We start from the raw sequence: 24,815 nt of genomic DNA, 5'->3' as shown, positions 1-24,815 counted from the left end.
CGACTTTAACCATGATACCCATTCTTTTTTGTTTTAAACCAGGAGCTTTAGTTTACTACCGGGTCTTGTACGGTCATTATGCTGAGGTTCTTTGCCGCTGAAGTATAACAGAATTGTGTGAGATCCGTTTCCGTCAAGATTTAGAATCGAAGAGCGTTCGGAAGGGTAATGAAGGACTTAAACTAGTGAAAAGATTCTTTGTAAAGGTGACGAGTGACGAACCTGGTAACAAATTCAGCAAAAAGGTTCTCTATAAGTGAGAGTGAAGGACACTAACCTGAGTAAAGAGTGAAAGAAGGGTCTTATATGATTGATGAGTAGCCAACTGGAGACAAACCGCAAAAACGGGCGTTCATAAGAGGCTGAAGACATAGACCTTTTAGGGGGCGAGTCCCCTGTGAATCCTTATTTTAAAAAGCAGACGATACATGCAGCAAGATATATCCTTTATTTGGCGTTGACATGTAAGAGCAATTTGGTTATTATATAAAAGTGTCTTGGGGTCGTGTTGTAATAAATCACCCTCGATCGCTTCAGCAATACAACATTTTATTATGCCCTCGTGGTGCAACGGATAGCACGTAAGATTCCGGTTCTTGAGATGTGGGTTCGATTCCTGCCGAGGGCGTACCAAAAGCCTCCTGCTTACATAAAAGCAGGAGGCTTTTATGTCTGGATGCAGTTATGTGGGAAAACTGAGGCATCACTGGGGATTTTCTGTCATATCTATAATTGTAATAAACTGTATTGATTTTCGAAGCTTTTTATACAAGAATGTACGCAATTCATGTAAAATGGGCATGAGGGGGAGATAGGATGATGAAGGCGGGACTATTTCAGTATCAAACATTAAAGTTGACGATGACCCAGGATTTAAGCCAGGCGATTGCGCTCTTGCAGTATTCTTCCCAGGAGCTATCCGCTTTTTTGGAGAATAAATCTATGGAAAACCCGCTATTATCGCTGAATCAATCCCATACACAGGCACTGCGCTCCGATTATGGCTCAAAAAAAAGAAAGAGTAACAAAGTGCTTAAAAGCGATTCGAACTCAAAGAATTGGATCGAACAAATTGGCCAGGAGACTTCAAGCCTGGAGGAACACTTACTGTCCCAATTAGATTTGAAGGCGATTTCAGAGCCTGGTGTGAGGCTCTTTAGGCAAATGATTCGTAACCTTGATGAAAATGGTTACTTGCGAATCAATGTGGATGAGGCTGCAGCAATCACTGGATTTCCGGAAACGGATATCGAGGAATGTATTGCTCTGCTTCATGAACTGGAGCCGCCAGGCATTGGAGCACGACATCTGAAGGAATGCCTGCTTATACAGATACGCAGGGACGGTAATAGGCTTGCTGAAAGAATCATTTCTGAGGATTTTTTTCTGTTTGCCGATAAGAAATGGAAACAGCTCTCCAAGAAATTGTCTGTGCCAGTCGGTGAAATCCAAAAGGCGTACGATTACATAAAGACTTTAAATCCTAGGCCGGGTGCCGTTTTTTATAATGAAAAGGCTGCTTATATAACTCCTGATGTTACAGTGGAATATAAGAACAACGAATACTCCATTTCTCTTTATGAGGCACATTCATCAGGGGTAAGCCTTAACGAAGGTTATTTTAATCAGATGAAGAGCCACGGAGACTCAAAGGTCGATCAATTCCTGCAGGAAAAGTGGCAGGAATATCAGTGGATTTCGCGAGCGATAACCCAAAGGCGGGAAACCATCCTGAATGTGATGAAAATCATAGTCAAGAGACAGGGAAAATACTTTAGTAGCGGCCCTTCCTTTTTATTGCCCATGACGATGAAGGATGTTGCAGATGAACTGGGCGTCCATGAATCAACGGTAAGCAGGGCCGTGAAAGACAAGTATGTTCAGACCTCCTTTGGGACAGTTGAAATGAGGTGTTTCTTCACCTCGACACTGCAGGCGGCCGACCATGATATTTCGTCTGAAACAGCCAAGCATGCTATCCAGGCCATCATAAAATCAGAAAATAAACTAAAACCGGTTTCCGACCAGGATGTCTGCAATATACTCAAAGATAGCCAGGGAATCATCCTTTCAAGGAGAACAGTTGCAAAGTACCGTGAACAGCTTGGGATTCCATCATCCTCAAAGCGGAGACGGTACGAAAATTGATAGAAAGAATGAGCTTAAAAAAGGAAGGCTGAACATTGAATAGATCATCATTCATTTTATACAGCAGGGGAAACTGTCCTCTGTGTGATAAGGCTAAACTTATACTGGAGGAGATCCGCGAAGAGTCGGGGCTAACTTATGAAGAGATAGACATATACTCAGATGATGAACTGATTGAAAAGTACGCTCTGATGATTCCTGTTTTGGAACTGAACGGACAGCTTATACAATATGGAAATATCGATAAATCAATGGTTTACGCCCATTTTCAAAAATAAAGGACTAATTTGTTGCAATAAGGAGGATATTCCTGCTAAAATAAGAAATGTAAGCAGGAATATTTTTTTTCACCAAGTGGGACAATAAATGTCTATGCGGGACGAAATGCGTCCCTGCTGATTAATTTGCAAGGAGATTTGATACATGCGCTCATTGCTTGATGTTCAAAGGAAATTATTACCCGATTTCCTCGCAGTTATGCAAAAACGATATGATATCCTGCGTTATATCAAAACTATGCAGCCTGTGGGGCGCAGAAGCCTGGCTACCAGTTTGAACCTGACGGAAAGGACGCTTCGCAGTGAAGTGGATTTTCTAAAGAACCAGCATTTGATCGAGGTGTATAGCACCGGAATGCAGCTTTCGGCCGATGGAGCAGAAATCCTTTTTCAATTAGAGGGGATAATGCGTGAAGTAATGGGTATAGATTTAATTGAACAGGAATTAAAGAGAAAACTTGGTGTCAAGGAAGTAATTGTTGTTTCAGGAGACAGTGATCAGTCCCCATGGATGAAAAGCGAGCTAGGAAAAGCGTGTGCCAATCGTATGAAACAAGAATGGGTTGGGGAAAATATCATAGCTGTGACTGGCGGGTCGACGATGGCCGAGGTAGCAGATATGATTACGCCTGCTCTTCCGGGAAGTGAGCTGACTTTTGTTCCTGCCCGCGGAGGCATTGGTGAAGACATGAAAAACCAGGCTAACGTGATTGTTTCGAAGATGGCGGAAAAGGCAAAAGCTACATACAAAGTTTTGTATGTTCCTGATCAGGTAAGCCAGGAAGCCTATCAATCCTTCATGAAAGAACCATCTATCAGGGAAGTAATTCGCTTGATCAAATCTGCGAACATGGTAGTGCATGGAATTGGTGATGCAATGGCGATGGCTGAACGCAGGAAAACGTCTCCGGATACCATGCGTACTTTACTAGATGAACATGCCGTCGGGGAAGCGTTTGGCTATTATTTTAATGAGAACGGCGATGTCATTCACAAAGTACAAACCGTTGGAATCCAGCTTGATGATCTGAAACATGCAAAAAGTGTCTTTGCAGTCGCTGGAGGCAAGTCAAAAGCGAAGGCAATAGGCGCATATATGAGGAGGGCTCCTTCTTCCACTGTGTTAATTACAGATGAAGCAGCCGCACAAGAGTTACTAAAGGGTTAATAACCTTTTATATAAAATTTTATTTTCCTAATTTAAAGGAGGAACTTAAGCATGGTAAAAGTTGGTATTAATGGATTTGGTCGTATTGGACGAAATGTATTTCGTGCTGCATTAAAGAACCCTAATGTAGAAATCGTGGCAATTAACGACTTAACAGATGCAAATATGCTGGCACACCTATTACAATATGATACAGTTCATGGAACATTGCCTGAAAAGGTAACTGTCGATGGCGATTCTCTTGTAGTTGATGGACATAAAGTAAAAGTGCTTGCTGAGCGTGACCCAGCTCAACTTGGATGGGGCGACCTTGGTGTTGAAGTGGTTGTTGAATCTACAGGCCGTTTCACGAAGCGTGCCGACGCAGCTAAACACTTAGAAGCTGGCGCTAAAAAGGTTATTATTTCTGCTCCTGCTAATGACGAAGATATCACGATCGTTATGGGTGTTAACCATGACAAGTATGAGGCAGCCAACCACCATGTTCTTTCTAATGCTTCTTGTACTACAAACTGCCTGGCTCCGTTTGCTAAAGTGCTTCATGAAAAATTCGGAATTAAGCGCGGTATGATGACTACTGTTCACTCATACACAAACGACCAGCAAATTCTTGACCTTCCGCATAGCGACTACCGCCGTGCGCGTGCTGCAGCGGAAAATATCATTCCAACAACAACAGGTGCTGCAAAAGCGGTTTCTCTTGTACTGCCTGAATTAAAAGGAAAACTAAACGGTATGGCTATGCGCGTACCTACACCAAACGTATCTGTAGTTGACCTTGTAGCTGAACTTGAAAAGGATGTAACTGCAGAAGAAGTAAATGAAGCTTTAAAAGCAGCTGCTGAAGGCGAACTAAAAGGTATTCTTGAATACAATGAACTTCCATTAGTTTCTAGAGACTACAACGGCAGCACATATTCTTCTTCCATCGATGCTCTATCTACAATGGTAATGGATGGAAACATGGTTAAGGTTCTTTCTTGGTACGATAACGAAACTGGCTACTCTAACCGAGTGGTTGACCTCGTCGATTACATTGCATCTAAAGGACTTTAATAAATATTCCAAGGTAAATTTTGGATAATATATAACAAAAGATTTATAATGAAAACTGTGGAAAAGGGGAGATGGGAACACTGTGTGCCCTCTCCCTTTTTAACTAGAATAGACATTACTCATAATTGCCGACTGATGCATAGCCTAATGCGCGTCAGCTCGGAGAAAAAGGTGAAAGGTCTGTTTCCAGGCGCGGAGGCAGTCTAAATAGCCGTAGATTCAATCTAAAGCCACCCATGTATCCAGCCCATCCCGGGAGTGGGCATCATGTGCAGCGTTTCTTCGAACTGCAGCTTAGGCAGGCTGCTCGACGCCTGCACAGGCAATTCCCTGTACCTGTAAATAATCAAGGAGGTCCTTTGCGATGAACAAGAAATCAATCAAGGATATTGATGTGAAAGGCAAACGTGTTTTTTGCCGTGTGGACTTTAATGTTCCTATGGAAAATGGAAATGTCACAGACGATACAAGAATCCGCGCAGCTCTTCCAACCATTCAGTATCTTTCCGACCAGGGAGCAAAAGTTATTTTAGCAAGCCACCTGGGACGCCCAAAAGGTCAAGTTGTGGAGGAATTGAGACTTACTCCAGTCGCAAAGCGTCTTAGCGAATTGCTTGGCAAAAATGTCGCAAAAGCAAACGAGGCTTATGGAGATGCTGCGAAGGCGGAAGTGGAAAAGCTAAATGGCGGAGATGTCGTATTGCTGGAAAACGTGCGTTTCTTTCCTGGAGAAGAAAAAAATGATCCGGAATTGGCCAAAGCTTTTGCGGAGCTTGCTGACGTGTATGTAAACGATGCCTTTGGAGCTGCTCACCGTGCTCATGCCTCAACGGAAGGCATTGCTAACCATTTGCCAGCTGTAGCAGGTCTGCTTATGGAAAAAGAATTGGATGTGCTGGGCAGAGCATTGTCTAACCCTGAACGACCGTTTACGGCCATTATTGGCGGAGCGAAGGTAAAAGATAAGATCGGTGTTATCGAGAACCTGCTTGATAAGGTGGATAATTTGATTATCGGCGGAGGACTTGCGTACACATTCATCAAATCACAGGGACATGAAATCGGGAAATCCCTTCTGGAAGAGGACAAGTTGGACCTGGCTAAATCATTTATCGCGAAGGCTGAGGAAAAGGGCGTAAAAATGTATATGCCGATCGATGTTGTAGTGGCAGATGATTTCTCCGCTGATGCCAATATAAAAGAGGTAGATATCAATTCTATTCCATCAGATTGGGAGGCACTGGATATCGGCCCTAAAACAAGGGAGCTATATGCCGACGTGATTAAGAGTTCCAAACTTGTCATTTGGAATGGGCCTATGGGTGTGTTCGAAATCGACACATTTGCTAACGGAACGAAGCGGGTAGCTGAGGCACTTGCGGATTCTGAAGGGACATATAGTGTCATCGGGGGGGGCGATTCAGCGGCTGCTGTTGAAAAGTTTAACCTTGCGGATAAAATGTCACACATTTCCACTGGCGGCGGTGCCTCATTGGAATTCATGGAAGGCAAGGAACTGCCGGGGGTAGTGGCTTTAAACGATAAATAAACGGCATTCATAATGCTATAGAGAACCGTCTTAACAACAGAAAGGATGGTAGAACATGCGAAAACCAATCATTGCTGGTAACTGGAAAATGAACAAAACACTTTCTGAGGCAAAGGTATTCCTTGAAGAAGTGAGCAGCCTTGTACCAGATAAGGATAAAGTTGAATCTGTAGTATGTGCACCTGCGCTGTTTTTAGCGGACTTAGTGCGAAGCGCGGAAGGTACGGATGTGAAAATAGGGGCACAAAATATGTATTTTGAAGAAAATGGCGCATTCACTGGAGAAATCAGCCCGGTAGCCCTAAAAGACATCGGTGTTGATTATGTCATTTTAGGTCATTCTGAGCGCCGTGAGCTTTTTAATGAAACAGACGAGTCCGTGAATAAAAAAGTTCATGCTGCATTCAAGCATGGCATTACTCCGATTGTTTGCTGCGGCGAGACTCTTGAAGAGCGTGAGGCCGGAAAGACAAATGAACTCGTAGGAAACCAGGTTCAGAAGGCTCTTGAGGGCTTAACAGAAGATCAAGTTAAACGAACGGTTATTGCTTATGAGCCGATCTGGGCAATTGGAACGGGCAAGTCCTCGACTTCACAGGATGCCAATGAGGTATGCAGTCATATTCGTTCTGTTGTAGCGAAACAATTTTCACAGGAAAGTGCCGATTCGGTTCGAATCCAGTACGGTGGAAGCGTAAAGCCTGAAAATATTAAAGAGTATATGTCACAGACAGATATTGATGGTGCGTTAGTCGGCGGAGCAAGCCTTGAAGTTGGCTCCTTCCTGAAGCTTCTGGAGGCTGGACAAAATGAGTAAAGCTCCTGTTGCATTAATTATCCTGGACGGCTTTGGCTGCCGCCAGGAAACAATGGGAAATGCGGTTTCCCAGGCGAATAAGCCTAATTTCGACAGATACTGGCAGCAGTATCCGCATGCCCAGCTGACTGCAAGCGGTGAAGCAGTTGGCCTTCCAGAGGGACAAATGGGAAACTCAGAGGTAGGGCATCTTAATATCGGTGCCGGCCGGATTGTTTACCAGAGTCTGACGCGGGTCAATGTAGCAATCCGTGAAGGAGAGTTTCAACGGAATGAAACCTTTCTAAATGCAATGAAGCATGTCAAGGAAAAGGGGACGGACCTTCATTTGTTTGGCCTTTTGTCTGACGGAGGCGTACATAGTCATATTCATCATTTGTATGCCCTGTTAAAGCTTGCAGCTGATGAAGGCATAAAAAACGTGTATGTACATGGATTCCTTGATGGACGTGATGTCGGTCCGCAAACAGCAGAAGGGTTCATCAGAGAAGCAGAATCCGAAATGAAAGAGCTCGGAGTTGGAAAATTTGCAACCATTTCAGGACGCTATTATGCGATGGATCGTGACCAGCGTTGGGAACGGGTTGAAAAATCGTATCGTGCTATGGTGTATGGTGACGGGCCTGCGTATTCATCCGCATTGGAATGTGTGCAGGATTCCTATGACCACGGGATTTTCGATGAATTCGTGATTCCTTCGGTCTTAACAGCTGAAGATGGGAAGCCGGTTGCGACCCTAAAAGATAATGATGCGGTTATTTTCTATAATTTCCGTCCTGATCGGGCCATCCAGATATCGAATACTTTTACGAATAAAGATTTTCGTTCCTTCGATCGAGGGCCTGGCCATCCAAAAAACCTGCACTTTGTATGTTTGACTCATTTTTCGGAAACAGTAGATGGGTATGTAGCATTTAATCCTGCTAATCTGGATAATACTTTAGGTGAAGTTCTATCACAGAATAATCTGGCTCAGCTGCGTATTGCCGAAACTGAAAAATACCCGCATGTCACATTTTTCATGAGCGGCGGCCGGGAAGCCAAGTTTCCAGGTGAAGAGAGAATCCTGATCAATTCTCCTAAAGTTGCCACTTATGACTTAAAGCCAGAAATGAGTGCCTATGAAGTAAAGGATGCCTTAATTGAGAAAATCAACAGCGATACGGTTGATGCCATTATCCTGAATTTTGCAAACCCTGATATGGTGGGCCATTCCGGGATGCTTGAGCCAACAATCAAGGCTATTGAAACAGTGGACGAGTGCCTTGGTGAAATCGTTGACTTAATTATATCCAAAGGAGGAACGGCGATCATTACCGCTGACCATGGGAATGCGGATGAAGTTGTAACTCTGGAAGGGTCGCCGATGACTGCACATACCACAAACCCTGTGCCAGTCATTGTCACCAAAGAAGGGATCAGCTTAAGAAATGACGGTATTCTTGGTGACCTTGCACCGACCATGCTGGACCTATTAAATGTAGAGAAGCCTGTTGAAATGACCGGAAAATCGCTTATTAAGTAACATATTCAATCAAATAAAATTTCTTATTAAAAAGGAGAGTTTTTCATGCCATTTATCCAATATGTATACGCTCGTGAAGTACTTGATTCCCGCGGGAACCCAACAGTAGAAGTAGAAGTAATGACAGAATCCGGATACTTTGGCCGTGCAATTGTGCCATCCGGCGCATCCACTGGCGAGTATGAAGCAGTTGAACTTCGCGATGGAGATAAGTCCCGTTATCTTGGGAAGGGAGTTCAGACAGCAGTAAGTAATGTTAACGACATCATTGCTGAAGCGATCATCGGAATGGATGTAACAGATCAGGTCGGCATTGACCGCACATTGATCGAACTGGACGGTACTGAAAACAAAGGAAAATTGGGAGCTAATGCAATCCTTGGTGTATCTATGGCTGTAGCGCATGCTGCTGCAGAATCCGTAAGCCTTCCATTGTATCGTTATTTGGGCGGAATGAATGCGAAGCAGCTTCCGACTCCAATGATGAACATTATTAATGGCGGTTCCCACGCAGATAACAACGTAGACTTCCAGGAATTCATGATCCTTCCAGTAGGGGCTCCAACATTTAAGGAAGCAATCCGTATGGGTGCAGAAGTGTTCCATGCATTAAAATCTGTTCTTTCTTCTAAAGGATTGAACACAGCTGTTGGGGACGAAGGCGGTTTTGCTCCAAACCTTGGTTCTAACCGTGAAGCACTTGAAGTAATCATCGAGGCTATCAAAAAAGCCGGCTATGAGCCAGGACAAGACGTATACCTTGGAATGGACGTTGCATCCTCTGAATTCTATAACAAAGAAACAGGAAAATATGACCTTTCAGGCGAAGGCCGCACGGGTTTAACATCAGAAGAAATGGTTGGCTTCTATGAGGAATTGGTTAATGAGTTCCCAATCATCTCAATTGAGGATGGATTGGATGAAAACGACTGGGAAGGCCACAAGCTGCTGACAGACCGTCTTGGCGGAAAAGTCCAGCTGGTCGGCGACGATCTATTTGTAACCAATACAAAGAAATTGGCTGAAGGAATTGAAAAGGGTGTAGGCAACTCCATCCTAATTAAAGTTAACCAAATCGGTACACTTACAGAAACATTTGATGCAATCGAAATGGCTAAGCGCGCAGGATACACAGCAGTTGTTTCCCACCGTTCCGGTGAAACTGAGGATGTTACAATTGCGGACATCGCTGTCGCTACTAACGCTGGACAAATCAAGACTGGTTCCATGTCTCGTACGGACCGCGTTGCAAAATACAACCAGCTTCTTCGCATCGAAGACGAGCTTGGCGATTTAGCAGTTTATGCCGGCTTAAAGAGCTTCTACAACCTTAAAAAGTAATAATATCAGCAAAAAACAAGCATGAATTCAGTGTACACGACAGTTTGGAGACGTCTGATCTGTGTAGTACATCATACTGAATTTAGGCGTACAATTGTTTACTAAAAACCTCTTGTTTATGTGTAATTACTACACTGAACAGGGGGTTTTTTATTTGCTGATACCACTCATTTATTCAAGGAATTTACTTATACGGTCAAAGATTGAGACTAATGCTTCCATCACGTGATAAAGGCACAGAGAAAACACTGTAACCCATTCAATATCCACCACAATGCCATCAATTTATCTAATGTTCCTATCAAGGAATACATTTAATATCAGCTGGGATAGGGGAACCATGTGACATTCGCATGCACTTTGTTCAATGCTGTTTGCAATCATCTAGTTATGTGATTTTGCTACGCAAGCAATCTTTCAAGTTGTATGATTTTTCTATGCAAGCAATCTTTCAAGTTCTAATGCTGCTTTACGATTATGTATTCTTAAAGGCTCAATTAAGAATTGGGCGTCTTTTTCATATATAACTTCAGCTAATAATGGAATATCTCCTAATAGGTTTACTTCCTCATCGTAAATAAGATAATCCAAAGCTCTCATAAAGAAAACTTCTCTGCATTCTTTGGAACTGTAGTTATCCACTAACATTTCTACTGCACTTTCAATTAAAAACGTTCTCATGTAAACAGCTCCTTAAATCAATTATAGTTCAATTGTAGTACAGCCTACCCCGTTTTTAAACCATGCACCCCTTTGTTTTGAAAAAAATGTACCCGAAAAGGAACAGTTCAGCCCTCTTGTTTATATAGCAAGAGGGGAGTACATAAGCAAAAGTTTTGGGGTTCTTATGTCTAGGATCTGTAAAATAATGGGGTTTGAATGTGCAGGAAATTCAGCATTATGTTAAGTGGTTTTTGTTGACAGAAGTAAAGTAACAATCAACGTTATTATCTAGTTGATCTAACGGCCATGGAATTAGCTTATATCGACGGAATATCATCTGTTTCAATCGGAAAGGACATGATGAGCAATCCATTCTGAAGGACTGTCTGAATTTTATGTTTTTCTATTGCGTCAGGCATTTCAATTTGGCGGGAAAAAGTTTGGTGGCGCCTTTCTTTAACGTAATAGTGAATCCCTTCGGAAAATGTTTTGAAAGAGCCGTTTATTGTGAGCGTTTTTTCATGAACTGATATTTGAATATCCTCTTTGGCGATTCCGGGAACTTCAACGGTTATATAAATCCTGTCCCCATTTACGTACATATCGTAAATCGGCCATTCGGCAGTACGCTGAATGTATTGAGAGGAAGTGTGGGTACCTGTCTGGCTGCCCGGGCCATGGTTCTGCGAAAAGACCTGTTGCCAGAACTGTGAAGCTTGATGCGATTGAGATAATTCAATCCACTCTCGGAGCTTGTTCATATCCATAATGGTTTTTCCTTCCATGCTTTATTATGTGGGAGAAGATCTTTAAACGGTTATTCCTCTGTGACATCAATTTCTGAAAGCTGATCATCTGAATTTTTGATTAATCTGATTTCTAGAGTTCCATTCTTATATTTCGCAGTGGAGCCTTTTTTTCGAATTAATGCAGGCAAAGTAATAACGTGTTTTTTTCCTTTTTCCGGAAGTCCTTCAATAATGCATTGATTCGTGGTATGAAACACTCTTATATCATCCATTAAGTCTGTATTGGTAACAGGAATTCGTACATATACCAGTGAATGGGTTTCAAATACTTCGGCGTTCGTATTATTCTGAAGTGAATTTGGTTGAGGGGGATTGTTTGGACTAGCCTGAGCCTGTGGGGTTGTCATGTTATTCAGATTTTGGTCCATTAATTGCTGCATGGTTTCCGGTATAACCTGGGAGAATATTTGATTAATAAAGGATTGAACTTCATTAGGTTTCATGTTCATAAAGGAATCCTTATTATCTTTTTGAAAGGGAAAAAGCATATTCCATGGAAACATTTCGATTCCTCACTTTAGTAAACCATATTTTTACAGAGACATAGGATAAAGGATATTCGATTGAGCACAGTGAAATTGCGCTCCTCTTCTCTGCATTATTGCCATCCTGGTCACTTGCGGCTGGCGGCCCAGCAGTTTTGGTTGAAGCGTGAGGCAGGTAAGATCATAATCAGCAACTATGGAGTTACCTTTCAATATTTGATAGGTGCATTATGTACACCCGATATTATGGTTTCATATTTTATATCCTCATGCATTAGTGATATTATCCTATGCAGTGCCAATTTTAACGGTTAATGAAACCATCTCTATTGCCTTGAATATTTATGAATTCACTAAAAACAGCAGATTAGGATGAAACATTAGAAGACATATATCTTATAGATTGTAGAAAATCTCGTGCCATACCGAGAAGAAGTAAAATAAGGGGTCTGTTGATTGCAGTGACAGGCGGCGTTGTGCGTTCTGCGGGGCGAACGGTGAGCTCAGTGTCTGCTGCCTCTCCTTGAGGGGTCTCCTGTCCTGCTGCTGCCGCAGGAATCTTCACGCCTACAAAAAAAATCAACATACTATTCTTCATGCCAGACTGTATTCCTTTTTATACGCGAAGGAGGCTTTAATTTCTTTTTTTGTGATCCTTCTCATTTCGAATCTGATTTTGTTATGACAGGTTCGGCCTTCAAGTATTCTTCCAGAGCAATATTTCTTTCTTTTATTTCTGCTGCGATTCGGGGGCCAACATATCGAAGGTGCCAAGGTTCATACTTATATCCGGTAATATCCTCTTTTCCTTTGGGATAACGAATAATAAATCCATATGTATGTGCATGTTTCTCCAGCCATCCAGCCTCTGTGGTTTGCCCGAAACAATCTACTGCAGGGCATTTGCCGTCTTTATCACTGATATCTACTGCTAACCCCGTTTCATGCTCACTTGTTCCGGGTGACGCACTGAAGGTTTTTGCCTTTTCTATGCCCTGCGCTTGAACATAACTATTGAAAATTGCCTGCTGCGCTTCATATGACCGGTATGCAGAGACGCCTGCCAAAAATATTCCATCTTTCTCGGCTTCCTGAAAAAGCAATTCCAGTGCTGAAGCCGCCTCTTTCCGAAGCATCCTTTTCTCAATTTTTTCAGTAAAAAGAAAAGGGACATTTGGGAATACAAGATCGTCAGGCTTGTAACCCGGCGGCAACGAAGAATATTTATTGACCAGAACCGGAATGCTGCCGGAATGCGGCCTTAAGCTTGTAACTCCATTCATTTCTCTTTCTTGTTTATGAAGGTTTGTACAACTGGACAAAAATATAAATGCAGCTGTTAAAATAAGCAGAATGGATGCAGGTTTAATCATCTGGTGTTCCTCCATAACGCTGTTGCTTGGTGAAATTTAAGGGATAAACTGGTTTTTTTACGGAATAATGGATGCCTTTTTAGTATGCCCAATTTCTGTTAACTAGCATTCCAGGGCTGTTTGAGTAGAAAGTTGCATATATTGGCGCTGAGTATGATAACAATTTTCTTTGCTGCATTGTGGAGGAACGGTAAATATGTTACAGTAGAAGTAATGTTTATTGGTAAATCGGGAGGGTATTTCGATATGCATGCTTTTCTAGTAACTATTTTAGTGATCGTTTGTATTGGTCTAATAGCGACTGTGCTGCTTCAATCCGGTAAAAGTGCAGGATTGTCAGGAGCTATTTCCGGTGGAGCTGAACAGCTATTTGGAAAACAAAAAGCTCGCGGTATGGATCTGGTTTTACAGCGTATAACAATCGTTTTAGCTGTTTTGTTCTTTGTGTTAACTTTGCTGGTGACATACTTTAAATTATAATATTGAAATTGAACCCGGCTTAAATGGCCGGGTTTTTATATTCTTTAGTACGAGATGTTCCGGCTCGGGGCCATGACTAATGTAATCAATATCCGTGCTTTTGGGAACGAGCTTTTTTACCATAAAAATTCTTTGAAGATTGGTTACGGAGAAAGCGAGTCTGCGGCAGGGTTTGTAAAAAACTTATTGGGATAAAATATGCTTATCCTTTGAAAGTATTGTTGTGTTTTCCTACACTAAAGTAGTATCTACATAAATTACTGAGAGTGCCATTAAAAGGAGTAATAATTGATGAAAATTAAAATGCCAACACCATTCACATTTGAGGGAGGGAAAAGAGCGGTTTTGCTGCTTCACGGTTTCACTGGAAATTCGGCCGATGTCAGGATGCTTGGACGCTACTTGGAAAAACGCGGTTATACCTGCCATGCACCTCAGTACAAAGGACATGGCGTGCCGCCCGAGGAGTTGGTCACAACAGGCCCAAAGGATTGGTGGAAGGACGTTATGATGGCATATGATTACCTGAAAAGCAGGGGGTATGATGAGATAGCTGTCGCGGGTCTTTCGCTGGGAGGCGTATTTTCTTTAAAATTAGGTTACACTGTACCAATAAAGGGTATCGTACCCATGTGTGCGCCTATGTATGTAAAGAGCGAAGAAGTCATGTATAGAGGAGTTTTAGAATATGCTCGAGAATTCAAAAAGCGGGAAGGGAAAACCTCAGAGCAGATCGAAATAGAAATGTCCCGCTTTGCGCCGATGAATACTTTGGAGGCGCTCCAGGAGTTAATATCAGACGTCCGTAACCATGTTGATCACGTGTATGCACCTGTATTCGTGGTTCAGGCAAGGAATGACCAGATGATCAATACGGAGAGTGCCAATATTATCTATGATAAAGTGGAATCGGTCCAAAAAGAGATAAAGTGGTATGAAGAATCGGGCCATGTAATAACACTTGATAAAGAACGCGACCAGCTCCATGAAGATGTGTTTCAATTTTTAGAAAAGCTGGACTGGTCAGTGTAATCATATAAACAAACACCAAGAAGATTAGCAAAGGAGGGTTTTATTTGGAAGATAGTATTCGAAATCATATGGATAGGCTCCTTTCTTATATGAAAGAAGAAGCATATAAGCCATTAACCGTCCAGGAGCTCGAGGAGGCTCTTGGAGTAGAAGATTCGATAGATTTTAAAGATTTCGTCAAAGCTCTGGTGAAACTGGAAGAAAAAGGGCTGGTTGTAAGGACTAGAAGCAATCGTTATGGTCTGCCGCAAAAGATGAATCTAATTCGCGGCAAGCTGTCCGGGCATGCTAAGGGATTTGCATTTGTCACTCCGGATGAAGGAGGAATGGATGATATCTTCATCCCGCCGACTGAAACAAAGAATGCCATGCACGGCGATACAGTGCTGGTACGCGTTTCTTCACAAACGAGCGGCTCACGCAGAGAAGGGTCAGTCGAAAAAATTCTGGAGCGCGGGGTTACAGAGATTGTTGGTACATATTCGGAAAGCAAACATTTTGGCTTTGTTGTACCGGATGATAAAAAGATTGCAAATGATATTTTTATTCCAAAGAGTGCTGCTATGGGCGCAGTAGAAGGGCATAAAGTAGTCGTCAGGCTAACCGCTTATCCTGAGGGACGGGTTAGCGCAGAAGGAGAAGTAATCCAAATTCTAGGGCATAAAAATGACCCTGGGGTCGACATACTGTCCGTCATTCATAAGCACGGTCTTCCGATGGAATTTCCAGAGGATGTCATGCAGCAGGCTAACGATGTCCCTGAGACTATTGAAGAAAGCCACATTAAGGATAGAAGGGACCTGCGCGGCGAAACCATTGTAACGATCGATGGAGCGGATGCGAAGGATTTGGATGATGCCGTTACGGTTACAAGGATGGAGAATGGCAACTATAAGCTTGGTGTCCATATCGCGGACGTAAGCCATTATGTTACAGAAAATTCCCCGATTGACCGGGAAGCATATGAGAGAGGAACAAGTGTTTATTTGGTCGACCGCGTTATCCCGATGATCCCGCATCGCCTTTCTAATGGAATCTGTTCCTTGAACCCGAGGGTGGATCGGTTTACACTCTCATGTGAAATGGAAATCACACCGAAAGGCGAGGTTGTCGAGCATGAGATTTTCCAGAGTGTGATCAAGACAACCGAGCGCATGACTTATGGAGATGTAAACAAGATTCTTGTTGATAAAGACGAGGAACTGATAAAAAGATATGAACCGCTTGTGCCGATGTTCCAGGAAATGGAGAAGCTCGCAGAGATTCTTCGCAACAAGAGGATGAACCGCGGGGCAATCGATTTCGATTTTAAGGAAGCCAAAGTGCTTGTAAGTGAGGAAGGAGATCCAACTGATGTTGTCATAAGAGAACGGTCGGTTGCGGAAAGGCTGATCGAAGAATTCATGCTAGCGGCAAATGAAACGGTTGCCGAGCATTTCCACTGGATGGAACTGCCCTTCTTATATCGGATCCATGAGGACCCTAAAGAGGAAAAGCTGCAGAGGTTCTTTGAATTCATAACCAATTTTGGATATATCGTTCGCGGTACTGCAAATTCGGTCCATCCGCGAGCACTTCAGGAAATCGTCGAGGCGGTGCAAGGCAAACCGGAAGAGATGGTTATCTCTACTGTGATGCTCCGTTCAATGCAACAGGCGAAGTATGACCCGGAAAGCCTGGGACACTTTGGGCTCTCCGCGGACTATTATACACATTTTACTTCACCGATCCGCCGTTATCCGGATTTGATTGTCCATAGGCTGATCAGGACATATCTGATTGAGGGCAAGGTAGATGAGGCAACCCGCGAGAAATGGGATGCGAGGCTGCGGGATATAGCGGACCATACTTCAAAAATGGAGCGGCGTGCAGTTGATGCCGAGAGGGAAACCGATGAACTGAAGAAAGCGGAGTACATGCTCGATAAGGTAGGCGAGGAGTTTGACGGGATTATCGGTTCGGTTACCAATTTTGGTATGTTCGTCGAGCTTCCGAATACAATTGAAGGGCTGGTCCATGTAACAGCCATGTCAGACGATTACTATCGTTTTGATGAGCGGCAGCTTGCCATGATTGGGGAACGGACAGCAAAGGTTTTCCGTATCGGAGATGAAATTACCATCAGGGTTGCCAATGTCAACAAGGATGAGCGGGCAATAGACTTTGAAATAGTTGGCATGAAAAGTACCCGTCCACGCCAGACAGGGGAGAAACGCATTTTCAAAGCTACGCCGGGAAATCGGAAACGGAGAAAAGGGTCCGAAGATTTCCAGGGTGGACGGAGCAATAATGAAGGTAAAGGGTCTTCTGAGCGAAAACCGAGGAAAAAGAAAAAGTTTTATGAAAATGCACCATCAGCAAAACGGAAGAGCAGAAGGCGAAAAAAGTAATATAAGCGGAGAGCCCCATGGAGAGGCTCTCCCTTGCTGTTTGAAGTAAAGCTGTAAATCTGCTACAATTTTTCGGTAAGGGGGAATAGCAATGCCAAAGGGTGAAGGCAAGCAAGTAGCGCAAAATAAAAAAGCATATCATGATTATTTTATAGAGGAAACGTTTGAATCAGGAATAGTCCTTCAAGGAACAGAAATCAAATCAATCCGGGCGGGAAAGATTAATCTAAGGGATTCGTTTGCCAAAATCGAACGGGGAGAAGTATATCTTCATAATGCACATATCAGTCCCTATGAACAAGGCAACAGGTATAACCATGACCCTTTGCGTACGAGGAAGCTGCTGCTCCATAGAAAACAGATTAACAAACTGATTGGGGAGACAAAAGAAGCAGGCTACACAATCGTGCCGTTAAGAGTATATTTAAAAAATGGCTTCGCAAAGGTTTTAATTGGGCTGGGAAGAGGTAAAAAGCAATACGATAAGCGAGAAGACTTGAAGAAGAAAGAAGCTAAGCGAGATATTGAGCGTGCTTTCCGCGACAGGCAGAAAATGTAATGCCTCTTTCAAGGTCTGGCAATTGAATTTTTTTGTTTTTCTGTTATAATAAGAAAAGTAAGGATGACAATTGAATATCAGCAAAGAAGCTGGCTATTCATTCTCGTAAGTTCCATTTCTATCAAGGGGACGTTACGGATTCGACAGGGATAGTTCGAGCTTGAGTTGCGAGTCGAGGGGATCGGCCTCGTTAAAACGTCAACGCCTATAACTGGCAAACAAAACAACAACCTCGCTTTCGCTGCTTAATAACAGTTGATTGCGGTTCCTCCCTCCATTGCCCATGTGGTAGGGTAAGGGACTCACTCTAAGTGGGCTACGCCGGATTCCACCGTCTGAGGATGAAGGAAGAGAACAACCAGGCTAGCTGCTCTGACGCCCGTCGATAGGCAAACGAGTCAGCGAAACACGAATATATCGACTACACTCGTAGAAGCTTAAGTGCCGTTATGTCTGGACGTGGGTTCGACTCCCACCGTCTCCACCATACATAGTGGAGTAAACTTTTTTTAAGTCAACGAAATTAAAAAAGCATAAGATTGCCGTTTAGGCATTCTTATGCTTTATTTGTTTTTTAACAGCTGTTTTTTTGGTGCTTTAAAAACTTAGCTGGACAACGGATTTATTATTATTATTATATATGCAATGTAAAAGAGATATGCTGATTCATATCTCTATTTATTTGTCATACTGATTCCCGGCAAAGTAGTGCTGAGACAAAAAAAGAGGTACGCCTTGTAGCATGTACCTCTTTGTAAATCTGAGAGTTATTTGTCTTTTAATGATTTATTTAATTAACGACTAAAAAATAGCCGCCATAATAAACCAAACAATCATTAAGATCTGTATGAGTATTTTGGCGATGCTGCTTCCCAGAAATCCTAAGATAGTAGCGAAACCAATCTTTGAAGCCTTTGCCAAGTCCTTATGGATAATGATTTCTGTAACTAAAACCGCTGCAAACGGAACAATGAGTATCCCGAAAGGAGGGAAGATAAAAGATCCTGCAATTGTAGCGATTGCCGCAACTGTCTCCGATTTCTTGGAACCCCCGTATTTTTTCACAAAATAGCTATTCGCAATAATGTCTGCTGCTATTAATACAACGCTTAACAGCACCATGCTGATCCAGAACCATAAGGATAATTCATTCGAATCAATTAAGAATTGATAAACGGCAAATCCGCCCCAAATTGCCACAATAGAAGGAATTAGGGGATAAATAATCCCTACAAAGCTTAGGACAAATAAGAGGATGGTTAAACCCCACCATAAGTAAACCATTTACACACTCCACCTTTTTCATTCAAAATTTACTCAACAATAAGATTGAATCAGATGCCATTCCCTTTGCGGTATACCCGGTTTTTATCGTTATAATACGAGAAGCGGCGTTAGAATCTTATCGTAAGGCTCCATAAAACTAATGAACAAGAGATTACCTTATTTACGAATGGAAAGCAGTATTGGTTTCAGTCCGCTTTTTGCATTTTTTGAACGCTGTATGAAATAGTTTCAGTGGCTGTGAATGATGCAGCTTGTTCCACACAGCCAAATAAAAAGCATAAAATGCCAAAATCACTTTATGCTTTGCTTAAAAATATAGCAGCTCATAAAGAACCATTTACATCATATTCTTCAAATGAATCTTCCGGCAACGGAATGGCAGAGGAAGAAGCAGACGATAAATGCCTAATCCTGCAGCAAGAGAATAATTTCATGAATAGCGCTGCGTTGACAGCAAAGAATTTTCTTAACCAATCTGCGGATTCACCCTCCTGAAAATACCACAAGCCGCCCGGTCCATAGGCTTGGCCGGCATGATGTGCGACTAGGAGCATGATTAAACTATTTTTAAATGAAAATAAGTACCTGGTTCCCTGCTTCAACAAAATTAACCCTTTTCTAATTACTTTTTCCCTCACGAATGATATCGCAAATTTTTCCTTCATGGGTAAATATCACCCATTTTATGCAAAAAAGCCAACAGAACGCAGCTGTTGGCGTAACACTTATACTATTTAGAGACCTGGCAATTTGGCGTTTTTCCCTTATACCTAACTAATATTTCCGGATGCCAAAATGTGCGTTAATCTGTCCCTGAAGCATCTGCTTGCGGATGTCCGATTTGGTATCCTTCTCTTGTTTATACTTTATTTCTTCCCTTATTTCGTTGGTTTGTACACCATCTTCTATTTTGTTTGCGATTTCGATTAACAGTTCTACATCCGAGAACGAATATTTACGGCTCCCGCCTTGCGTTCTCTCCGGGAAGATGAGCTTTCTTTCTTCATAGTAACGGATTTGCCTGTCTGTAAGACCGGTGAGTTCCCGGACAATGCCGATTGTAATCACTTTTTTTTCCTTATATGAATCCAAACTATCTCCACCACCAGCCCGATCGATTTAATTATCAGGAATGTTATTTAGTTCTAATTTTTTTGGTCATGCTATGCAATTCGGTTAAGGTAAGATGATAAAGCTGCCGGTCTGCTTCTTTATATATACCTGCCTTTACAAGTTTATTAATATAGCATTCTTTTACCTGTTTAATTGCGTTACGAAAATGAAGGGACATATGGATGCACTCCTTTTCTTTTCTTGTTATTTATTTTGCATGAACCGTAATAACTCATGTGTACGGTTGCCAGCCATCATGATTAGCTCTTCATATAGCTGGTCCCTTAAAATATCCAACTGGATGATTTTCTCAGCCAGCAATACCTCATTATCTTTTTCAGAAACACCTTGTAAAAAAACCGGAGCACTGGATTCAGTCATATTCATGTTTATCCTTCTTTCTTTATTATTTTTATAAGAAAATCAGAAAAAGAGGCAGAGATGCTGATAGCAGGATAGCAGATGCAGCCATTGCTATACATCCCAGGGCTCCTTCTTCCTCCCCCCATATTAAAGAACGATTGGCACCCAGCATTTGTGCGGAGGTACCCATGGCAAGCCCCCTGGCAGCCTTGCTAGTAATGCCGGCCTTATTTAACAATGCCGGGCCTACAATTACTGAAAATAAGCCTGAAAACAAGACAAAGAATACGGTAACAGATGTTATGCCCCCCAGGTCGCTTGATACGGCTATAGCAATAGGGAGTGTTACGGAACGGGGAATAAGCGATGCAATGACTTCATGATTAAAGTGGAAGATCTGAGATGAGAAAAATACAGCAAGAACTCCTGCGGCTGTGCCGGACAGCACTCCGTAGCATATTTTAGGATAATTGCGTTGTAAAAGAGGCCATTGCTTATACAAAGGGAAAGCAAACGCTACTATGGAGAGCTGAAGCAGCATCCCAAAGACTTTGTTTTCTTTTTGGTAGACATCAACCGGTATATTAAAAAACAACAGAAACATTATAATGATCAGGCTGGAGGTATATAAAGGATTCAACCAGGCTTTATTGAACCGACGGAAAAGTTTAAGACATACCGTATAGCTGGCCAGTGTCAAGGAAAGTAAAACTGCATGGCTGATAAAGTGTAAGCTCATCCTTTTTTCCTCCTTTTCAGTTTTTCAAAGCCCTCAACCGAAATCGCTGTACCAAGCAAGCAGCACAAGCTGCTTAATATAAGTACGAGGATTACATTCCATGTAAATATCCCTTTAAGAGCCGGGGACATAAATACTCCGATAACCAGGGGAATAAACATTAACGTTAAATGCTTCAATAAGAAAGAAGCAGCTTTGTCAATCCATTCCACTTTTACAACACCGGTAATCAAAAGGATAACAAGAATTATTAAACCCGTCACACTTCCTGGCAGGGGAAGATGGAGAAGTATTACCGCGTAATTGCCACATAGTAGCGCCATAGCGATTATGGAAAATTGAATCAGCAAGCTTGCTATTTTGAGTACCTCCCATCGCTTTTTTTACATCATACATTGTTTTATATAACTTTTCACTATGTATGTAAGGAATTCTCACATGGTTTTTGAAAATATCTTGTTTTATGTTAGTTATTCTTACATATTTCTTTCGTACTCACATCTATCCCTTTTAAAAAAGTGCAACCTTATATAAGTAACTACGCTAGTGCACAGAAGCCAAGTGTTGCTCACATAAAGCTAACTTTGCCATTGAAGGTTTCATTAAATAACAGAAATAAAACGGAGTACCCAGCTTTTAGGCAATAGCATTATGTCGCACATGAAGGCGCAAAGTTGATGAGAGAGCAGGGGAAAGGTCGTTCATAGAGGCGATGAAGACCCAAAGTTGGTGAGAGAGCAGAGGAAAGGTCGTTCATAGAGTCGATGAAGACCCAAAGTGGGTGAGAGAGCAGAGGAAAGGTCGTTCATAGAGTCGATGAAGACCCAAAGTGGGTGAGAGAGCAGGGGAAAGGTCGTTCATAGAGGCGATGAAGACCCTAAGTTGATGAGAGAGCAGGGGAAAGGTCGTTCATAGGGGTGATGAAGACCTAAAGTTGATGAGAGTGCTAGAGCAAGATCGTTCATACGGATGGCTGTGAAATGTTTTGAAGAAATATAAATCAAAAAAGGAGCCATCTCCCGGCTCCTCTTATGTCAAAAACATAATATGCAGACTTACTTTACTTTTGTTTATCCTTTGTCTCCTCATTATCTGTAAACGCATCTCCCACAGCATTGACAAATGCATTGGATGCCTGGTCTACTGTTTTCATAATTCCGCCATGCTCTTGGCCATCAGCGGAATCATTCCGGTCATTGTGTCGGTTTTCGTTATCCTTCTGCATAAAAACACCTCCGTTTCTTTTATGCCTTACAGTTCAATGTTTATCTTTTTCCACAGCCGCTGAATATTAAACAAGTGGATAAAGTATATGCTGATCATAATGATAACTTTGCGGTCAAAATGTCGTTTCTTCTGTACAAGGTCCTTCCGTGTCCTTTTCTTTCTGACCCAGAGCAAATTTACCGATAAAATTTCCTCAACATCAAAAAATGAATTTTAAAAATATGTGATGAATAGTAGGAAGAAAAAGGGAGATATTACTCTTTGTTAGAAAAAATTCTAAGGAGTGATTCCCTATGCCATTTGGCGCTCATGAAACAATGGAAGTACATGAGATTTTATTACAAAAAGTTAATATGATTTCGCACTTTAATTTTTACGCAACTGAGGCAAAAAATCCACAGCTGCTGGATATGATCGTTAGACATCAGCAAGAGGAAATTAGAACTTATAATGACATGGTCTCATACACTCATGATTATAAGGGTTTTACGCCAGTTCCCCCAAATACGGTTATCAGAAGTATAAAACCTCAGGATATAAAGTATGGATTAAACAACCCGCCGCAATTCAGGCCAGAAGCAGATGCCGTTCTCAGTGATGCAGAGGTGGCAGCTGCCGTGCTGCTTTGCCATAAAAATGGAGCAAGGAACGGGATTTGGGCTGCACTCGAATGCGCTGATCCCAACCTTCGCCAGATGCTGATTAACAGTGCTGTCAACTGTGTTAACCAGGCATATGAAGTGTTTGTTTTCATGAATCAGCAAGGATTGTACCAGGTGCCGACACTTCAGGATCATACTGCAAAAACATTTATTCATAGTTATCAGCCGGCTGGACGAGACTTGGAAAATCAATATTTTGGCCAAGATGTGCAGAATGCTGGATACGGTAGCATGAACCCAGGTTTCGCCGCACGCAACACCGGAACAACCGGTGGACAGACTGGAGGTGGTGCAGGCTACATGGGCAACGCATCTGGTGCTGACTTCAATGTTTCTGCTCCAAACAGCATGCTTTATGGCGGTGCAGGAGAATCCGGTCGCCAGGGATACACTGGAACGACAGGGCAGTCCGGAAATTTCGGAGCACCCGGAGTGGCCGGATATAACCAGACCAGACGAAATCAAAATAACGATGGGTTTAGACCGATATAGAGGATCATCGGCTAGAGTCGTCACGTCCTGTGGCAACGCTGACCGACCCCACGTCCTGTGGGGCCTGGAAACGCTGACTGACCCCGCATCTTGTGGAGCCAACGCCGATGTCACACTCATATGCTTCAAAAACCACCTGGTATGCAGCCAGGTGGTTTTTGGGATGAATCAGCAAAGAATGGCAGACTTGCATATGAACGATAAGTTCTATTATTCACGATACAAAGCGCGTACATGTTCAATGTCGTTAATGAACTGTTTGATTTCGCCCTGGGATAATCGTACTGGCATTTGGTCGTATAAGGTTATAATTTGCCAATCGTCCTCATTTTCGTGTTTCTTCAAATATTGATAGATGTTATTTAATTGCTGTTCCTTTAGCGTTGATTCCGTATAGAAGTTTTTTACTTTCTGCAAAGAGAATTCTTTGTTTAATGGATCAAGTTCTCCTGAGATAATCTCGCCTTCTACAATCATTCTATCCCTCCTTTAATATAGGTTTCCTTATTTCGTAAAGGCCTAATCCTGCCAAAGAAGATTAAGTACTGGTTTTCACCAGTTAAGTGATAGGGAATGCATACTATAATTTCGTTTATAGAATGATCGAAAACGATTCGAAGATGCGTAGTAGATTATAGGCGCTATAGGGGGAGGGAAAATATGAATATCCGGACCGAAACACCAGCTGATCATGAGAAAGTGTATCAAATCCATTACTTAGCTTTTCAAAATAGGGAAGATGAATCGAGATTAGTCGAAAGGATTCGATTATCTGAACAGTTTATCCCGGAGCTGTCGATTGTAGCTGAAAATGAAACTGAAATTATAGGCCATATCCTATTAAGTAAAGCTAAGATCATAAATGACGATACAGAGCATGAGGTTATAGTGCTTGCACCGGTTGCTGTAAAACCGGGATATCAGAAAAGCGGGGCAGGAAGCAGCTTAATTAAAGAGGGATTAAGCAGGTGCAGGGCTATGGGGTATGACCTCGTTTTATTAATTGGCCATCCTGGCTATTATCCAAGGTTTCATTTTATGCCGGCGAGGAAGTATGGGTTAGAGCTGACCCAGTTCTCAGTTCCTGATGAGGTATTCAGGGTGCATGAACTGCGTCCAGGAGCATTACATAGTGTAAAAGGGGAGTTGATTTACCCACAGGCATTTTTCAGCTAGGATGCAATAACTCTTTGACTAAAAGAATATGTAAAGGCTCTTCGTAACTGAAGTATATCTACCTTTTAAAAGCTCTTGCCTTA

General features: G+C 42.3%; 27 protein-coding genes, 1 tRNA gene and 1 other RNA gene. 16 read left to right on the top strand and 13 right to left on the bottom strand.

What is annotated here, in order from left to right; translation table 11 throughout:
- Nucleotides 1-556 precede the first annotated feature (556 nt).
- The 9 genes from V1500_RS22110 to eno all read left to right on the top strand — a co-directional run bounded on the left by V1500_RS22110 (nt 557) and on the right by eno (nt 9,882).
- Nucleotides 557-628, top strand: a tRNA-Arg gene (locus V1500_RS22110).
- 188 nt (nt 629-816) lie between these two features.
- A complete protein-coding gene (rpoN, locus tag V1500_RS22105) occupies nt 817-2,148 on the top strand; it encodes an RNA polymerase factor sigma-54 (protein WP_409302651.1) in 1,332 nt (443 codons plus the stop codon).
- Between the two features lie 35 nt (nt 2,149-2,183).
- A complete protein-coding gene (locus V1500_RS22100; RefSeq protein ID WP_409302649.1) occupies nt 2,184-2,426 on the top strand; it encodes a glutaredoxin family protein in 243 nt (80 codons plus the stop codon).
- Between the two features lie 145 nt (nt 2,427-2,571).
- Nucleotides 2,572-3,594 carry a sugar-binding transcriptional regulator gene (locus tag V1500_RS22095; protein WP_409302647.1) on the top strand — a complete coding sequence of 341 codons (1,023 nt, stop codon included), beginning with the start codon at nt 2,572-2,574 and terminating at the stop codon, nt 3,592-3,594.
- Between the two features lie 51 nt (nt 3,595-3,645).
- Nucleotides 3,646-4,650: a type I glyceraldehyde-3-phosphate dehydrogenase gene (gene gap / locus V1500_RS22090; RefSeq protein ID WP_409302645.1), complete on the top strand. Its 1,005-nt coding sequence runs from the start codon at nt 3,646-3,648 to the stop codon at nt 4,648-4,650.
- 364 nt (nt 4,651-5,014) lie between these two features.
- Nucleotides 5,015-6,199 (top strand): phosphoglycerate kinase, encoded by a 1,185-nt coding sequence (locus tag V1500_RS22085; protein WP_409302643.1) that lies wholly within the window; start codon nt 5,015-5,017, stop codon nt 6,197-6,199.
- Between the two features lie 55 nt (nt 6,200-6,254).
- Nucleotides 6,255-7,016, top strand: coding sequence for a triose-phosphate isomerase (gene tpiA / locus V1500_RS22080; RefSeq protein ID WP_409302642.1), 762 nt, complete (start codon nt 6,255-6,257; stop codon nt 7,014-7,016).
- Nucleotides 7,009-8,541: a 2,3-bisphosphoglycerate-independent phosphoglycerate mutase gene (gene gpmI, locus V1500_RS22075; RefSeq protein ID WP_409302640.1), complete on the top strand. Its 1,533-nt coding sequence runs from the start codon at nt 7,009-7,011 to the stop codon at nt 8,539-8,541. Before tpiA ends, gpmI begins: the two co-directional genes overlap by 8 nt.
- Nucleotides 8,542-8,586: 45 nt before the next feature.
- Nucleotides 8,587-9,882: a phosphopyruvate hydratase gene (gene eno, locus V1500_RS22070; RefSeq protein WP_409302639.1), complete on the top strand. Its 1,296-nt coding sequence runs from the start codon at nt 8,587-8,589 to the stop codon at nt 9,880-9,882.
- Between the two features lie 435 nt (nt 9,883-10,317).
- Here eno and V1500_RS22065 read toward each other — a convergent pair whose 3' ends face one another.
- The 4 genes from V1500_RS22065 to V1500_RS22050 form a co-directional block, all read right to left on the bottom strand.
- Nucleotides 10,318-10,563: a hypothetical protein gene (locus V1500_RS22065; protein WP_409302638.1), complete on the bottom strand. Its 246-nt coding sequence runs from the start codon at nt 10,561-10,563 to the stop codon at nt 10,318-10,320.
- 299 nt (nt 10,564-10,862) lie between these two features.
- Entirely contained in the window at nt 10,863-11,312 is a 450-nt protein-coding gene (locus V1500_RS22060) for an Hsp20/alpha crystallin family protein (protein WP_409302637.1), read from the bottom strand.
- A gap of 50 nt (nt 11,313-11,362) precedes the next feature.
- Nucleotides 11,363-11,803: an Hsp20/alpha crystallin family protein gene (locus V1500_RS22055; protein WP_409302635.1), complete on the bottom strand. Its 441-nt coding sequence runs from the start codon at nt 11,801-11,803 to the stop codon at nt 11,363-11,365.
- Between the two features lie 695 nt (nt 11,804-12,498).
- Nucleotides 12,499-13,212 carry a D-alanyl-D-alanine carboxypeptidase family protein gene (locus tag V1500_RS22050; protein ID WP_409302633.1) on the bottom strand — a complete coding sequence of 238 codons (714 nt, stop codon included), beginning with the start codon at nt 13,210-13,212 and terminating at the stop codon, nt 12,499-12,501.
- A gap of 246 nt (nt 13,213-13,458) precedes the next feature.
- Here V1500_RS22050 and secG point away from each other — a divergent pair, with 246 nt between their 5' ends.
- The 5 genes from secG to ssrA all read left to right on the top strand — a co-directional run bounded on the left by secG (nt 13,459) and on the right by ssrA (nt 18,160).
- The gene (gene secG, locus V1500_RS22045; protein WP_409306085.1) at nt 13,459-13,692 is read left to right on the top strand and encodes a preprotein translocase subunit SecG; all 234 of its coding nucleotides are present in this window, start codon (nt 13,459-13,461) and stop codon (nt 13,690-13,692) included.
- A gap of 291 nt (nt 13,693-13,983) precedes the next feature.
- Nucleotides 13,984-14,724, top strand: a complete 741-nt coding sequence (locus V1500_RS22040) for an alpha/beta hydrolase (protein ID WP_409302631.1) — start codon at nt 13,984-13,986, stop codon at nt 14,722-14,724.
- A 68-nt stretch (nt 14,725-14,792) separates the two neighbouring features.
- On the top strand, nt 14,793-17,114 hold the full coding sequence (gene rnr, locus V1500_RS22035) for a ribonuclease R (RefSeq protein ID WP_409306083.1): 2,322 nt from the start codon (nt 14,793-14,795) through the stop codon (nt 17,112-17,114).
- Between the two features lie 91 nt (nt 17,115-17,205).
- Nucleotides 17,206-17,673, top strand: a complete 468-nt coding sequence (smpB, locus tag V1500_RS22030) for an SsrA-binding protein SmpB (protein ID WP_409302629.1) — start codon at nt 17,206-17,208, stop codon at nt 17,671-17,673.
- Nucleotides 17,674-17,798: 125 nt separating this feature from the next.
- Nucleotides 17,799-18,160: a transfer-messenger RNA gene (gene ssrA / locus V1500_RS22025) on the top strand.
- Between the two features lie 314 nt (nt 18,161-18,474).
- Here ssrA and V1500_RS22020 read toward each other — a convergent pair.
- The 8 genes from V1500_RS22020 to V1500_RS21985 form a co-directional block, all read right to left on the bottom strand.
- Nucleotides 18,475-18,957, bottom strand: a complete 483-nt coding sequence (locus V1500_RS22020) for a DUF456 domain-containing protein (protein ID WP_409302627.1) — start codon at nt 18,955-18,957, stop codon at nt 18,475-18,477.
- 326 nt (nt 18,958-19,283) lie between these two features.
- Nucleotides 19,284-19,625, bottom strand: a complete 342-nt coding sequence (locus V1500_RS22015; RefSeq protein WP_409302625.1) for a hypothetical protein — start codon at nt 19,623-19,625, stop codon at nt 19,284-19,286.
- A gap of 109 nt (nt 19,626-19,734) precedes the next feature.
- Complete coding sequence (locus tag V1500_RS22010) at nt 19,735-20,052, bottom strand: MerR family transcriptional regulator (protein WP_409302623.1); 318 nt, start codon at nt 20,050-20,052, stop codon at nt 19,735-19,737.
- A gap of 43 nt (nt 20,053-20,095) precedes the next feature.
- Entirely contained in the window at nt 20,096-20,251 is a 156-nt protein-coding gene (locus V1500_RS22005; RefSeq protein WP_409302621.1) for a Fur-regulated basic protein FbpA, read from the bottom strand.
- 26 nt (nt 20,252-20,277) lie between these two features.
- The gene (locus V1500_RS22000) at nt 20,278-20,460 is read right to left on the bottom strand and encodes a hypothetical protein (RefSeq protein ID WP_409302620.1); all 183 of its coding nucleotides are present in this window, start codon (nt 20,458-20,460) and stop codon (nt 20,278-20,280) included.
- 25 nt (nt 20,461-20,485) lie between these two features.
- Nucleotides 20,486-21,175, bottom strand: a complete 690-nt coding sequence (locus V1500_RS21995; RefSeq protein ID WP_409302618.1) for an LrgB family protein — start codon at nt 21,173-21,175, stop codon at nt 20,486-20,488.
- On the bottom strand, nt 21,172-21,498 hold the full coding sequence (locus V1500_RS21990) for a CidA/LrgA family protein (protein ID WP_409306082.1): 327 nt from the start codon (nt 21,496-21,498) through the stop codon (nt 21,172-21,174). The genes V1500_RS21995 and V1500_RS21990 overlap by 4 nt, the downstream gene beginning before the upstream one ends.
- Nucleotides 21,499-22,235: 737 nt before the next feature.
- A complete protein-coding gene (locus tag V1500_RS21985) occupies nt 22,236-22,400 on the bottom strand; it encodes a hypothetical protein (RefSeq protein ID WP_409302616.1) in 165 nt (54 codons plus the stop codon).
- Nucleotides 22,401-22,695: 295 nt separating this feature from the next.
- Here V1500_RS21985 and V1500_RS21980 point away from each other — a divergent pair, with 295 nt between their 5' ends.
- The gene (locus V1500_RS21980; protein ID WP_409302614.1) at nt 22,696-23,556 is read left to right on the top strand and encodes a spore coat protein; all 861 of its coding nucleotides are present in this window, start codon (nt 22,696-22,698) and stop codon (nt 23,554-23,556) included.
- 210 nt (nt 23,557-23,766) lie between these two features.
- Here the strand turns inward: V1500_RS21980 and V1500_RS21975 are convergent, their stop codons facing one another.
- Nucleotides 23,767-24,033 carry a hypothetical protein gene (locus V1500_RS21975; RefSeq protein ID WP_409302612.1) on the bottom strand — a complete coding sequence of 89 codons (267 nt, stop codon included), beginning with the start codon at nt 24,031-24,033 and terminating at the stop codon, nt 23,767-23,769.
- A gap of 183 nt (nt 24,034-24,216) precedes the next feature.
- Between V1500_RS21975 and V1500_RS21970 the strand changes: the two genes are divergently transcribed.
- Nucleotides 24,217-24,732, top strand: a complete 516-nt coding sequence (locus V1500_RS21970; RefSeq protein ID WP_409302611.1) for a GNAT family N-acetyltransferase — start codon at nt 24,217-24,219, stop codon at nt 24,730-24,732.
- The last annotated feature ends 83 nt before the right edge of the window (nt 24,733-24,815 follow it).

This window comes from Peribacillus sedimenti (assembly GCF_046237635.1).
Classification (GTDB): Bacteria; Bacillota; Bacilli; order Bacillales; family DSM-1321; genus Peribacillus; species Peribacillus sedimenti.
The sequence above is the reverse complement of the archived record's forward strand: the minus strand, read 5'-3'. Positions and strand labels throughout refer to the sequence as shown.